Origin of the sequence: Bradyrhizobium sp. RDM12 (assembly GCF_051917485.1) — a bacterium.
Classification (GTDB): Bacteria; Pseudomonadota; Alphaproteobacteria; order Rhizobiales; family Xanthobacteraceae; genus Bradyrhizobium.
Genome location: NZ_CM133064.1, coordinates 749,408 through 762,607 on the forward strand (window position 1 = coordinate 749,408; position 13,200 = coordinate 762,607).

Annotated in this window: 11 protein-coding genes and 2 pseudogenes; 2 read left to right on the forward strand and 11 right to left on the reverse strand. The window is 64.4% G+C overall.

The window, feature by feature from the left end:
• The 11 genes and pseudogenes from phoU to ACTGJ9_RS03660 form a co-directional block, all read right to left on the reverse strand.
• Positions 1–717 carry a phosphate signaling complex protein PhoU gene (phoU, locus tag ACTGJ9_RS03610; RefSeq protein WP_456675958.1) on the reverse strand — a complete coding sequence of 239 codons (717 nt, stop codon included), beginning with the start codon at positions 715–717 and terminating at the stop codon, positions 1–3.
• Positions 718–728: 11 nt separating this feature from the next.
• Positions 729–1,550 (reverse strand): phosphate ABC transporter ATP-binding protein PstB, encoded by an 822-nt coding sequence (gene pstB, locus ACTGJ9_RS03615; RefSeq protein WP_456675959.1) that lies wholly within the window; start codon positions 1,548–1,550, stop codon positions 729–731.
• A complete protein-coding gene (pstA, locus tag ACTGJ9_RS03620; protein WP_456675960.1) occupies positions 1,547–2,392 on the reverse strand; it encodes a phosphate ABC transporter permease PstA in 846 nt (281 codons plus the stop codon). The genes pstB and pstA overlap by 4 nt, the downstream gene beginning before the upstream one ends.
• Position 2,393: 1 nt before the next feature.
• Positions 2,394–3,383, reverse strand: coding sequence for a phosphate ABC transporter permease subunit PstC (gene pstC / locus ACTGJ9_RS03625; RefSeq protein ID WP_456678434.1), 990 nt, complete (start codon positions 3,381–3,383; stop codon positions 2,394–2,396).
• A gap of 176 nt (positions 3,384–3,559) precedes the next feature.
• Complete coding sequence (gene pstS / locus ACTGJ9_RS03630; protein ID WP_456675961.1) at positions 3,560–4,573, reverse strand: phosphate ABC transporter substrate-binding protein PstS; 1,014 nt, start codon at positions 4,571–4,573, stop codon at positions 3,560–3,562.
• 142 nt (positions 4,574–4,715) lie between these two features.
• Positions 4,716–6,014 (reverse strand): ATP-binding protein, encoded by a 1,299-nt coding sequence (locus ACTGJ9_RS03635; protein WP_456675962.1) that lies wholly within the window; start codon positions 6,012–6,014, stop codon positions 4,716–4,718.
• Between the two features lie 35 nt (positions 6,015–6,049).
• Positions 6,050–7,105 (reverse strand): UPF0104 family protein, encoded by a 1,056-nt coding sequence (locus tag ACTGJ9_RS03640; RefSeq protein WP_456675963.1) that lies wholly within the window; start codon positions 7,103–7,105, stop codon positions 6,050–6,052.
• Positions 7,106–7,659: 554 nt separating this feature from the next.
• Positions 7,660–8,590: pseudogene (locus tag ACTGJ9_RS03645) on the reverse strand (haloalkane dehalogenase).
• Positions 8,587–9,176 (reverse strand): annotated as a pseudogene (locus ACTGJ9_RS03650) (TetR/AcrR family transcriptional regulator). The pseudogenes ACTGJ9_RS03645 and ACTGJ9_RS03650 overlap by 4 nt, the downstream one beginning before the upstream one ends.
• Positions 9,177–9,298: 122 nt before the next feature.
• Complete coding sequence (locus tag ACTGJ9_RS03655) at positions 9,299–9,595, reverse strand: hypothetical protein (protein WP_456675964.1); 297 nt, start codon at positions 9,593–9,595, stop codon at positions 9,299–9,301.
• Positions 9,596–9,597: 2 nt separating this feature from the next.
• Entirely contained in the window at positions 9,598–10,992 is a 1,395-nt protein-coding gene (locus ACTGJ9_RS03660) for an OmpA family protein (protein ID WP_456675965.1), read from the reverse strand.
• A gap of 164 nt (positions 10,993–11,156) precedes the next feature.
• Between ACTGJ9_RS03660 and ACTGJ9_RS03665 the strand changes: the two genes are divergently transcribed.
• Together ACTGJ9_RS03665 and ACTGJ9_RS03670 are read left to right on the forward strand one after the other, a co-directional pair.
• On the forward strand, positions 11,157–12,215 hold the full coding sequence (locus ACTGJ9_RS03665) for a polysaccharide deacetylase family protein (protein WP_456675966.1): 1,059 nt from the start codon (positions 11,157–11,159) through the stop codon (positions 12,213–12,215).
• Positions 12,216–12,301: 86 nt separating this feature from the next.
• A complete protein-coding gene (locus ACTGJ9_RS03670; RefSeq protein WP_456675967.1) occupies positions 12,302–13,102 on the forward strand; it encodes an SDR family oxidoreductase in 801 nt (266 codons plus the stop codon).
• The last annotated feature ends 98 nt before the right edge of the window (positions 13,103–13,200 follow it).

Consider the following 13,200-nt stretch of genomic DNA (forward strand, 5'->3'; position numbering starts at 1 on the left):
TCAGGCGTTCGGGACCGTGGTGGCGAAAGTCGTCATATCGCCCTTCGGCCGCTTGTCGGTGATCGCCTGGCCCTCGATCATGTAGAACACGGTCTCGGCGATGTTGGTGGCGTGGTCGCCGATCCGCTCGATGTTCTTCGCGCAGAACATCAGATGGATGCAGAACGAGATGTTGCGCGGATCCTCCATCATGTAGGTGAGGAGCTCGCGGAACAACGAGGTGCAGATGGCGTCGACTTCCTCGTCGCCCTTCCACACGGCCATCGCCGCCGGCAGATCGTGCGCGGCATAGGCGTCCAGCACCGACTTGACCTGCTGCTGCACGAGATCGGTCATGTGCTCGAGGCCGCGGAACAGCTTGAGCGGATGGAAATCCGTCTCCAGCGCGGCCACGCGCTTGCCCATGTTCTTGGCGAGGTCGCCGATACGCTCGAGATCGGTTGCAACGCGCATGGCGCCGACGATCTCGCGCAGATCGACCGCCATCGGCTGGCGGCGCGCGATCGTGAGCACGGCGCGCTCCTCGATCTTCCTCTGCAGCGTGTCGAGCTCGGCATCGATGGTGACGACGCGCTGGCCGAGCGCGACGTCGCGTCGGATCAGCGCGTCGACAGAATCGACGATCATGCGCTCGGCGATGCCGCCCATCTCGGCGACCAGGCGCGTGAGCTCCTGGAGGTCGGTGTCGAAGGCCTTTGCGGTATGTTCGGAACCCATGTGCCGTCTCCTCAGCCGAACCGGCCGGTGATGTAATCCTGCGTGCGCCGGTCGGTCGGCGACGTGAAGATCTTGCTGGTGTCGTCGAACTCGATCAGCTCGCCGAGATACATGAAGGCGGTCTTGTCGGAAACGCGGGCCGCTTGCTGCATGTTGTGGGTCACGATCGCGATCGTATAGCTTTCGGACAGCTCCTGGATCAGCTCCTCGACCTTGGCGGTCGAGATCGGGTCGAGTGCCGAGCAGGGCTCGTCGAACAGGATCACCTCGGGCCGTACCGCAACCGTGCGGGCGATGCAGAGGCGCTGCTGCTGGCCGCCGGAGAGCGACAGGCCGGAGGCGTTGAGCTTGTCCTTGACCTCGTTCCACAGCGCGCCGCCGCGCAGCGCCTTCTCGACGCGGTCGTCCATCTCGGATTTCGAGATCTTCTCATAGAGACGGATGCCGAAGGCGATGTTCTCATAGATCGTCATCGGGAACGGCGTCGGCTTCTGGAACACCATGCCGACGCGGGCGCGCAGCAGATTGAGGTCGAGCCTGGGGTCGAGGATGTTGGTCTGGTCGAGCATCAGCTGACCGGTGACGCGCTGGCCCGGATAGAGGTCGTACATCCTGTTGAAGATACGCAGCAGGGTCGACTTGCCGCAGCCGGACGGGCCGATGAAGGCCGTGACGCGGTTGGTGCCGAGCGCCAGATTGATGTTCTTCAGCGCGTGATGCTCGCCATAATAGAAGTTGAGGTTGCGCACCGTCACCTTGGCCGGTGCTTCGGGCAGCATCGGCGCCTGGGGCAGGCCGCCGGCCGCGCTCATCGATACGGAAAGATCGGTCATTTCGCGGTCCTCTCGGCGCCAAGAATGCGCGCGCCAATATTCAGGGCAAGAACGGTCAGGGTAATGAGCAGTGCGCCGCTCCAGGCGAGCTGCTTCCAATAGGCGTAGGGGCTCTGGACGAAATTGTTGATGGTGACTGGCAGGTTCGCCATCGTCTTGTTCAAGCCGAGGCTGAAGAACTGGTTCGACAGCGCGGTGAACAGCAGCGGCGCGGTTTCGCCGGCAACGCGGGCGGTGGCGAGCAGCACGCCGGTGATGAGACCCGAGCGGGCAGCACGATAGGCGATCCGCTTGATCACCAGCGAGCGCGGCAGGCCAAGCGCAGAGGCCGCCTCGCGCAGCGCGTTCGGCACCAGGAGCAGCATGTCCTCGGTCGTGCGAAGCACCACCGGGATCACGATGACGGCGAGCGCGAGCGAGCCTGCGATCGCCGAGAAGCCGCGCATCGGCACCACTACGGCGCCGTAGATGAACAGGCCGATGATGATCGAGGGCGCCGAGAGCAGGATGTCATTGATGAAGCGGATCACGGAGGTCAGCTTGTCGTTGCGGCCGTACTCGGCGAGATAGGTGCCGGCAAACAGGCCGAGCGGCGCGCCGATGCCGACGCCGATCACGGTCATGATCAGGGAGCCGACGATGGCGTTGCGCAGCCCGCCTTCGTTCGAGCCCGGAGGCGGCGTGTCCGAGACGAACAGATCGAGGTTGAGGCCGGCCACACCGTTATAGAGCAGCGTGATCAGGATCAGCGCGAGCCAGGTGACGCCGAAGGCGGCAGCGGCAATGCAGAGGCCGCGGATCACCATGTCCTTGCGGCGGCGGCGTGAATAGATCGGGTTCATGTTAGTTCCCCGCCTTCTTTTCCAGCCGCATCAGCATCAGCCGCGCCGCTGCGAGCACGAAGAACGTCAGCACGAACAGCAGCAAGCCGAGCAGGATCAGGCCGGATTGGTGCAGGCCGTCGCTTTCGGCGAATTCGGATGCGATCGCCGCCGAGATCGTGGTGCCCGGTGCGAAGATCGATGACGAGATGCGGAACGAGTTGCCGATGATGAAGGTCACCGCCATGGTCTCGCCGAGCGCGCGTCCGAGCGCCAGCATGACGCCGCCGATGACGCCGACGCGGGTATAGGGAATCACCACGCTGCGCACGACTTCCCAGGTGGTGCAGCCGACGCCGTAAGCAGCCTCCTTCAGCACCGGGGGCACCGTCTTGAACACGTCGACCGAGATCGAGGTGATGAAGGGCAGCACCATGATAGCGAGGATCAGCGCGGCGTTGAACAGGCTGAGATAGGACGGGGGGCCCGCGAAGATCGCCCCCAGCACGGGGACGCCGTCAAAGATCCTGATCATGAAGGGCTGAAACGTGTTGGCCAGGAACGGACCCAACACGAAGAAGCCCCACATGCCGTAGATGATCGAGGGGATGCCGGCGAGCAATTCGATGGCCATGCCGATCGGGCGGCGCAGCCATTGCGGGCAAAGCTCGGTCAAGAAGATCGCGATGCCGAGACCGACCGGAATGGCGATCAGCATCGCGATGAACGAGGTGACGAGCGTGCCATACATCGGTCCGAGCGCGCCGAGCACAGGCGGATCGGCCGACGGCGCCCAACGCTGGGTCCACAGGAACGCGAAGCCGTATTCCTTCATCGCCGGGAAGGCGCCGACGATGAGCGACAGGATGATGCCGCCGAGAATGAGAAGCACCGAGATCGCGCTGAGCCGCGTGATCCAGTAGAAGGTGACGTCGCCGAGCTTGAACGCGCTCAAGGCCTTGGCGCGATCATATGGTCCGGCGTCGTCGATTACATCGCTCTGAACGGCCATTTCTGCCACGCCGATCCCCTGTACCAAGAATATACGCTTTTTGTTGGTCTCGAACCCCGGATGCGGCGCTCGCTGCGAAGCGTTGCGACGCTGATCCGGGGCCTCGTTCTTGTGGGTCCCGGCTCAGCGCAGCAGCGTTCCACGCTGCCGCGCGTCCGGGACACGAGAGAGAGAGCTTAGCTCTTGATCTCGGCAGCCCAGGTCTTCTCGATCAGCTGGACGACGCTGTCGGGCATCGGGATGTAGTCGAGCTCTTCAGCCGCCTTGCCGCCGTTCTTGAACGCCCAGCGGAAGAACTTGATGGCTTCCTGTGAGGCCGCCTTATCGGTGGCGTCCTTGTGCATGAGGATGAAGGTCGCAGCCGTGATCGGCCAGGACTTGTCGCCGGGCTGGTCTGTCAGGATGACGTAGTAGCCGGGAGCCTTGGCCCAGTCGGCGTTGGAGGCGGCCGCCTGGAAGGCTTCGACGGTCGGCTGCACCGGCTTGCCAGCCTTGTTGACGAGGCCGGTGTAGGTCAGCTTGTTCTGCTTGGCATAGGCGTACTCGACATAGCCGATCGAGTTCTTGGTCTGGCTGATGTTGCCCGACACGCCTTCATTGCCCTTGGCGCCGACGCCAACCGGCCACTCGACGGCGGTGCCTTCACCGACCTTGCTCTTCCACTCGGCGCTGGCCTTGGAGAGATAGTTGGTGAAGTTGAAGGTGGTGCCCGAACCGTCGGAGCGGCGGACCACGGTGATCGCGTCCGACGGCAGCTTCACGTTCGGATTGAGCTTCTTGATCGCGGCATCGTCCCACTTGGTAATCTTGCCGAGATAGATATTGGCGAGGGTCTCGCCGTCGAACACCAGCTCGCCGGGCTTGACGCCCTCGAGGTTGACGACGGGAACGATGGCACCCATCACCATCGGCCACTGGGCAAGGCCGTCCTTCTCAAGCTGCTCGGCTTTGAGCGGCGCGTCGCTCGCGCCGAAGGTCACGGTCTTGGCCTGGATCTGCTTGATGCCGCCGCCGGAGCCAATCGACTGGTAATTCAGGCCGTTGCCGGTCTCCTTCTTGTAGGCATCAGCCCACTTCGAATAGATCGGGAACGGGAACGTCGCGCCTGCGCCGGTGATATCGGCAGCGAAAGCCGCCGTCGTCGTTGCGGCGACCAAGCCGGCGGCGACGATCGTTTTGATGAAATTCATGCTGGTCTCCATACAGGGGAACGAAGCGCCATCCGCGCCCGATCGCGCTCCCCGCGCCGCCCCTTTAAGAGCGGTCGGCTGTGCTTTTACGAAGGTTTGGTGACAGTCGGATGACACCTCAAGCACTTGAAATCGCTTGAGTTCAGCTCGCAGCCGGAGTCTTGGCCTGGGGAAAACAGGCGGTGAACGTGGCGCCCTGCTTGGGCACGCTTTCGATCAAAAGACGGCCGCGGTGGCGGTTAAGGATATGTTTCACCAGCGATAATCCGAGCCCAGTCCCGCCCTGCGAGCGGCTGTCGCCGACGTCCACCCGGTAGAATCGCTCGGTCAGCCGCGGCAGATGCTCGGGCGCGATGCCGGGGCCGAAATCGCGCACCATGACCCGGATTTCCTGAGCTCCTTCAGTCGCCGGGGTCGCGGTCAGCGACACGATGACGCGTCCGCCGGAGGCGCCGTATTTGAGCGCATTCTCGATCAGATTCTCGAACAGGCGCAGCAGCTCCTCGCGATCGCCCGCGATCACGGCCGGGGTCTCCGGCAGATGCGTCTCGACCTCGACCTGGCGTTCGCGGGCCAGCGGTTCGAGCCCGTCGGCGACCTGGAAGATGATCGGCAGCAGGTCAACCAGCGTATCCGGCCGCACATGCGCCGACAGTTCCACCCGCGACAGCGACAGCAGATCGTCGATCAGGCGCGCCATCCGCGTGGCCTGATTGTGCATGATGCCGAGGAAGCGCTCGCGTGCCTTGGGATCATCCTTGGCCTGGCCCTGCAGCGTGTCGATGAAGCCGGAGAGTGCGGCCAGGGGCGTGCGCAATTCGTGGCTGGCATTGGCGACAAAGTCGGCGCGCATCTCCTCGACCCGGCGCAGTGGCGTCTGGTCGTGGAAGGTCATCAGCATGCATTTGTCGGCGCCGCCGAAATTGGTCGGCACCGGTACCGGAGTGATGGTCAGCTCCATCCAGCGATCGACCGGGACATGGTCGAGATAGGTCGCGCGCCGCGGCTCGGTGGTCGCAATGGACTCGCGCAGCGCCGTGATGATCTCCGGCGAGCGCAGCGCGAAGTGGGCGAGTTCGTTTTTGCGCAGCGCCGGCGCGAGCTGGGCGGCGGCGCTATTGAGATGGATGACGCGGCCGGCGCGGTCGAGCAGCACGGCGGGATCCGGCATGCCGGCGACGACGGCGGCCACCGCCGCGCTCTCGACCGGATTGACGCGGCGGGTATCTTCGCGCGACGCTGCGGTATCATGCAGCCGCCAGGGGATCAGCGCGGCGGCGGCGATGCAGAGGAACACCGTCGCCGCCCGCACCACCGACAATTCGCCGAGCGAGACCACGACCGATAGCGCCAGCGCGGCGGCGATCAGGATGATGGTCGAGTGCCGCAGCCGGTCGGACCAGGGCTGCACCGCGGGAGACGAGGGAGCGTCGATCGCCATCGGGGCGGGCTTCTCCTTGTTGCCTTTTGTGCCGGTCAGGCGCCGCTGTCGCTGCGCTTTCTCACATAAGCGGCTTCAGGTGGTGGGCCTGGATCGAGCTTGAGCGCCGCCTGTTGCAGCCGCTTGGATCGGGCGCCGATGATAACCTCGCGAAACGTCAGCACGATTACAGAGATGACGAAGGGCGACAGATAATAGAGGACCCGGAACAGCAGCATGCCGCCGAGCAGCTCCTCGCGGTCCATCTGCCAGAGGCCGACCAGCATGGCGGCGTCGAACACCCCGAGCCCGCCGGGCGAATGGCTCGCAAAGCCGAGCAGCGTCGCCGAGACGAAGATGACAGCGACAACGACGAAGCCGAGATTGGGCTCGTCGGGGACCAGCACGTACATCGCGAGCGCGCAGAAGCCGAGATCGATGATGCCGATGGCGATCTGCAGCAGCGTCAGCGGACCGCCCGGCAGCACCACGGTCCAGGGGCCGCGTCCGACCACCCGCGGCTGGGTCCAGACCCAGACCACATATCCGACCAGCGCTGCGAGGATCATCATCGCAAACGTCCGGTTCAGCCACGGCGGCAGCTGGTCGATCGCGGCGGCGGCCTCCGGATGATAGGAGATACCGAGACCGAGCACGGCGGCATTGCCGAGCCAGAAGGTGAGGCCGGCGAGAAAGCAGATTTTTGCGACGTCGATCGCGTTGAGACCGTAGGCCGAATAGATGCGGTAGCGCACCGCGCCGCCGGTGAAGACGCTGGCGCCGACATTGTGGCCGATCGAATAGCTGGTGAAGGCCGCGAGCGCGTTGATGCGATAGGGCACGTGGGCATGGCCGATCGCGCGCACCGCGAACATGTCGTAGAAGGTCAGCGTGAAATAGCCCGCGGCAACGAACAGCGCCGCCATCGCAATCTGGCGCGGCTCGGTGCTCTTGATCGCCTCGATCACCTCGTTGGTGTCGATGCCGCGCAGCATGTGGTAGAGCACATAGCAAGCGATGCCGATGACCGCGACGCTGATCACAACTCCAAGCTTATGCAGGACTTGCTTCTGGCGCAGAAACGTCATCGCCCTGCGTATGGCTTCCAGCATCTAGACCTCGAATAACGCTTCAGCGGCCAGGGTGGCCGGAGAACAGGCGGACGACGCGCAGGCACTCAACGAACAAGCACTCGACAAACCCTTGCTGCCGGCTCCGGCCTCGCGCATGCCCCCCGCCCCTCCACTAGCGCGTTTCGAGGCGGAGTGGAATTCGCCAATGTGAACAAAATCACGTGGCTTCAATATTTTAGGCAGGTTTGCGGGCTCAAGGTGCACGGTTTGGCGCTTTCGGCGGCAGGTTCGACGGCGGGGCTGACGCGAATCTCCATGGCAATCCTGCGCAGGGGCCGTGAAGTTTTGATGATTCCGACCGGACAATGTTCCGTCACGCCTTAAGTCGAAATCAATCTATGGGCCGCATCCGCCTGTTGAAAGAGGGGGCGACCCGCGCCCGCCAGCTGCAGCGCAAATAACCGCGCGACGGATCGCGCGGCTGAGACCTGGTCCTGACAATCGGTTGCACCGCGACATCACGCAAGCAGGCGCTGTCGCGGCGGTCCGCCCGAACGGGGCCGGAAAGCACGCTATTCGGAGGAGCTGCCTGCTTAGGCTGCGAGTTGCGGACGCACCGCTTCGATGCCGGCGATCCAGCCGGTGACGGAGCGGCCGATCGCCTCGGGGTGGTCCTCCTGAAGGAAGTGCAATCCGGCACCGAGGCGAACATGAGCGCAATGCTTCAACGACGCCGCAAACCTCTGCGAATTCCGGCGCCACGAGCGCGCCGGGTTCGCCCGAGAACAGCAGCTTTGGATAGGTCGATGCGGCCAGTGCAGCATGCGCTGATTGGAGCGCCTCATAGACATCGGCGGGCTCGCCTGCGATCGGCAATTCGCGCGGAAAGGTGAGAACGGGACGGCGGCTCTCCGGTGTCGGGAACGGCGCGCGATAGGGCGCCATCTCGTCGTCGCTGAGCTTGCGGACGATGCCGCCCGGCAGCACGCGTTCGACGAACGCATTCGCCTCGAGGATCATGGCTTCGCCCTCACCCGGCGTCCTGAATTTTCGAAATGCCGCTCTCGCCGCCTCGGCATGACCCTGCTCCTCCGCGACATCGGTGTGGTGGAAATCCTGCCAGGTCGGCATCGGCCGGATGAACTCCATGAAGGCAAGACCGCGCACGAGATCCGGCCGGCGCGCGGCGAGATGAAATGCGAGCGCCGTGCCCCAGTCCTGCGCGACGAGATAGGCCGACTTGATGCCGCGCCGCTCGATGAAGGCATCGAGATAGCGCACGTGGTCGAAGAAGCGATAGGCGATATCAGGCTTGTCGGATTGGCCGAAGCCGATGAGGTCGGGCGCGATGCAATGCGCGACCGGCGACACCAGCGGCAAAATATTGCGCCAGATGTGTGAAGAGGTCGGATTGCCATGCAGGAACAGCGCGACCGGCGCACCTTCCGCGCCTGTTTCGCAATAGGCCATGCTGCTTCCGAGGACGGACGCTTTACGAATCTCGATTTCGTTTCGCTGGGTCATGACGTCTCCTTGAACACGGTTTGGAATGCGATGGTCTTGAAACGCTCGAGCGCCTTGGGATTGCGGTCGACCTTCATGCGCAGGATTGCGCCTTGCCAAGACGCGAGCAGGAAGTCGGCAAGCTCGTCAGGCTCGAAATCGGATTTGATCTCGCCGCTGGTCTGGGCATCCCTGATGCAGGCCGCGAACGGTGCGCGCCATTCGGCGAAGATTGCCGCGAGGCGCGCGCGCAACAACTCGCTGCTGCCAGATGCCTCCAGGCTGAGGTCGCCGATCAGGCAGCCGCGAGCGTAGCCATCGGCCTCGAGTCGGCCGGTGATGATGTCGAGATAGCTCCTGAGCCGCGCCCGCGGCGTTAGCGAGACGTCATCGAGAGCCTCGGCGACCAACCCCTGGTGACCTCGAAATATCGATCGAGCACCTCTGAGGCGAAAGCCTCCTTGGAGCGGAAATGGTTGGTGAAGGACCCTTGGGGCGCGCCAGCCGCGGCGGTGACGTCGCGCACGCTGGTGCCGTGATAGCCGGTCCGGAACATGACCTTCAGGCCGGCGTCGAGGATGGCGTCTTTGAGCGAGGGCTTTGGCATGGGGGTATAATACGCACGTACGTATTATTGTCAAGCGTCGACTTGCACCCGCGGCGATCTTCTTGCCGATTGATCAGATATCCGGATTTGAGACGATCGATCGCCCGGCAGCGGATCGTGGTTCAGGCCGCAGGCTGGCTCCGCGAGACCACCCAATAGCGCAGCCACGCGCCTATTGTGCAGCCGACCAGATAGCAGGCGAACAGGACCAGACCGAGGTCGAGCCAGTAGCCGAAGCGGCCCGGCACCACATGTGCGAACGAGGCCGCGACCAGTCCCGCGACCAGTGCGGCGAGCCAGCGCGCAGTCACTTTGGATGTACCGTTGCCGCGCTGGACCACCGAGATCCAGCCCATGCAGAAGCCCAGCAGCACCGAACCGATCAGCCAGCCCATATGGAACGAGACGAGATAGGGCATCGTCACCTCACCAGAAATTCGATGCGGCGGTTTTGCGCCTTGCCGTCGTCGCTGTCGTTGCCGGCGACCGGCTGCGTGCTGCCGTAACCAATCGCGGTGAAGCGGTCCGCCGGCAGGCCGGCTTTGACCAGATAGTCGATCACCGCCTGTGCGCGTTTCTCGGAGAGCGCCTGGTTGAAGGCGTCCTCGCCGTCCGAATCGGTGTGGCCCGCGACCTCGATATTCGTGGTCGGGCAGCGCAGCGCCGTCTCGATCAGATGATCGAGAATGCCGGCGGAGTCAGGATCGATGTCGGCACGCTTGGCTGCAAAGCGGATCTTGCCCTTGGCCAGCAGTTCCGAGAACAATTGCTGGCAGACGGTGCCGTCGACCGGCCCCGCCGCGGGCTTCACCGTGATTTCAGGCTTGTATTGCCAGGTTTTTGGAAAGTCCTTGCCGAGGCCGGCGCGGATGTCGTTGGCCGCACCTTCATACAGCGCATCGCCCGACAGCTTCACCTCGCGATCCGACACCACCAGCGTGCCGGTCGACAGCCGCGACAGCGCGCCGAGCGCTGCCACCACCGCGGTGTTGAAGGAGGCGGGCGCACCGACGCTGGCCTTGAGATTGTCGACGACCTTCTCGGCGAAAAACTTTCGCGACGCGCCGGTCGCGACGGCGGCGTGCACATTGTTGTCGGGCACGTAGCCGGTCAGCGTCAGGGTGGCGGCGACCGGGTCCTTGTAGGCCTGGAAGATATAAGGCGGTGCCTTGATCTCGTTGGCGGCGATCGAAAAACCTTCGGGCAGGTTCTTCAGTGCTGCCGCGATCGCTTCGCGGCCGCCGAGGTCGCGCGCCATGCCCGACAAATTGACCTTGGTGTCGGAGATCGTGATCTTGCCGTCCTTCAGCTTCCCGATCTGGTCGAGCAGCAGCATCGCGGCCGCTTCGAACCGCGCCGGCGCGCCGCGGGCCAGGCCCATCTGATCGGCGACCTCGGTCCCATTGACCTCCTTGCGGGCGGCTTCCGTCAGGCGCGCCTTCATCGACGGCAGCGGCGCGGAGCCCGACAGCGTCACCCGCACCACGTCACGCTCGGCACTCCAGACGAAAGGCTTTGCTTCGGCAACAAGGCGGGTCTGATCATCGACCAGCCGCACGCCGGGAACCATCTCGACCGTCGTCACCGCGTCACGGCGCCCCTCCTCGGAGAAGGCATCCGCGGCCAGACTGACGTCACGGCCGTCCACCGCGATGCGGGTCTTGTCCAGGACGGTGTCCTTGAGCGCGGCCGAACTGCGGGCCGAGAGGTCGGCCTCGACCGGCAAGGTGTTATTCCAGGCCGCAAATCCCCACATGACGGCCAGGGGAATCAGCCCCGGCCACCATTTGCTGGCCCACCTGAAAAGCATTTGCATTCGACGACCCGAACTCTGGAACCGGAGACAAAACAAACCCTTGGCAGGCTGTCAAACCGGAATGGGGCCCTTTCCGGGGCTGCGCGTGGACAATTGGAATAACTTTTTCTTCAATGGTCCCACCCTAAGTTGCGGGCGGAATGCCCAGGGGCGGCCAGCCGGTCATGAAACAACTCCGTAACAACGTCATTCGCGCCGGGCTGGGAGCACTCTATTTCAGCGGGGCGCACCATCTGCTGCGCCCGCTGCTGTCGGGCGTCGGGGCCATTTTCATGCTGCACCATGTGCGGCCGGCCCGTGAGCGCGCGTTCCAGCCGAACCGGCATCTCGAGGTCACCCCCGACTTCCTGCGTGCGACGCTGCGCCATTTGCGCGCGCGCGAGATCGAGATCGTCAGCATGGACGAGTTGCATGAACGGCTGGTGCAAGGCCGCTTCGACCGCCGCATCGCCGCCTTCACGCTCGACGACGGCTATCGCGACAATTGGGAGCACGCCCTTCCGGTGCTGCGCGAATTTGACGCGCCGGCGACGATCTATGTTGCAAGCGACTTCGCCGAGGGCACCGGACGGCTGTGGTGGGCCGCGCTCGAAGCCGTCATCGCCAAGGCCGAGCAGGTCGACGTGCAGATCGGCCATTCGGCGTTGCGGCTCGATGCGCGCACGCCTGCCGCGAAGCAGGCGGCCTTCGACCGCCTGCATGACTGGCTCCGCACTCTTCCGGGCGAGCACGATCTCAAGCGCGAGATCGAGGCGCTGTGCGCGGCGCATGCTGTCGACATCGAAGCGCTGTGCCGCAGCCTCTGCTTGTCTTGGGACGAGGTGAGACGGCTCGCGGCCGATCCGCTGGTCACGATAGGCGCCCACACCATCAGCCATTGCAATCTCGCCAAGCAGAGCGAGGAGATCGCCGCGCAGGAGATGGCCGTCAGCCGGATGCGGATCGAGACCACGCTGGAGCGTCCGGTGCAGCATCTCGCCTATCCCTATGGCGACCGCGAGGCAGCTGGGATGCGCGAATTCGCGCTGGCCGCCTCCGCCGGCTTCAAGACCGCGGTGACGACACGGCCCGGCATGCTGTTCGCAGAGAATGCCGGCCAAATGACCGCACTGCCGCGCGTTTCGCTCAACGGCAACTACCAGGACGCACGCATTCTGCCGGTGCTGACCTCGGGCGCCGCGACCGCGATGTGGAACGGGTTTCGCCGGTTTGCTGCGGCGTGACTGTTATCCCCGCCTTCGCCGGGACAACAGCGAGTTGACTCCCCTCCCCGCGGCGCTCAAAACGGCGCCAACCCAAGGGAGGCACCATGTCCAACGATCTGTTTTCGCTCAAAGGCCGCATCGCACTCGTGACCGGCGGCTCGCGCGGCATCGGCAAGATGATCGCGGCCGGATTCCTCGGCGCAGGAGCGGCGAAGGTCTACATCACCGCGCGCAAGGCCGGTCCGTGCGAAGCCACCGCGAAAGAGCTCTCTGCGCAACATGACGGCGAGTGCATCGCGCTGCCGATCGACATCTCGACTGTCGAAGGCTGCAACAAGCTGGCCAGCGAAATCATCAAGCTCGAGCCGAAGCTCGACATCCTCGTCAACAACGCCGGTGCGGCCTGGGGCGCGGAATTCGACGAATTCCCGGAAAACGGCTGGGACAAGGTGATGGACCTCAACGTCAAATCGCTGTTCTTCCTGACGAAGGCCTTGGCAAAGCCGCTGCGCGCGGCGGCATCGCACGAGCGGCCCGCCAAGGTCATCAACATCGCCTCCGTCGACGGCATCTTCGTCAATCCGGGCGAGACCTATTCCTACGCCGCGAGCAAGGCTGCCGTAATCCATCTGACGCGGCGCATGGCGACGAAACTGATCAAGGACAACATCAACGTCACCGCGATCGCGCCGGGCGCCTTCAAGTCCGACATGAACCGCGCCGCGCGCGACCATTCGGACGACGTCGCCAAGCGCATCCCGGCCCGGCGCATCGGCACCGACGAGGACATGGCCGGCGTTGCGATCTATCTCGCCTCGCGCGCGGGCGACTACGTCGTCGGCAACACCATCGCGGTCGATGGCGGCGTGGTGTACGCGAATGCGGGGCTGGAGATCGCGGGGTAGGCGGTGGCTTAGGGAGAAGCCGCACCCCACACTCCGCTGTCATGCTCCGCGAAGGCGGGGAATCCAGTACGCTGCGGCTTCTCGGCTGAAGCACAGCC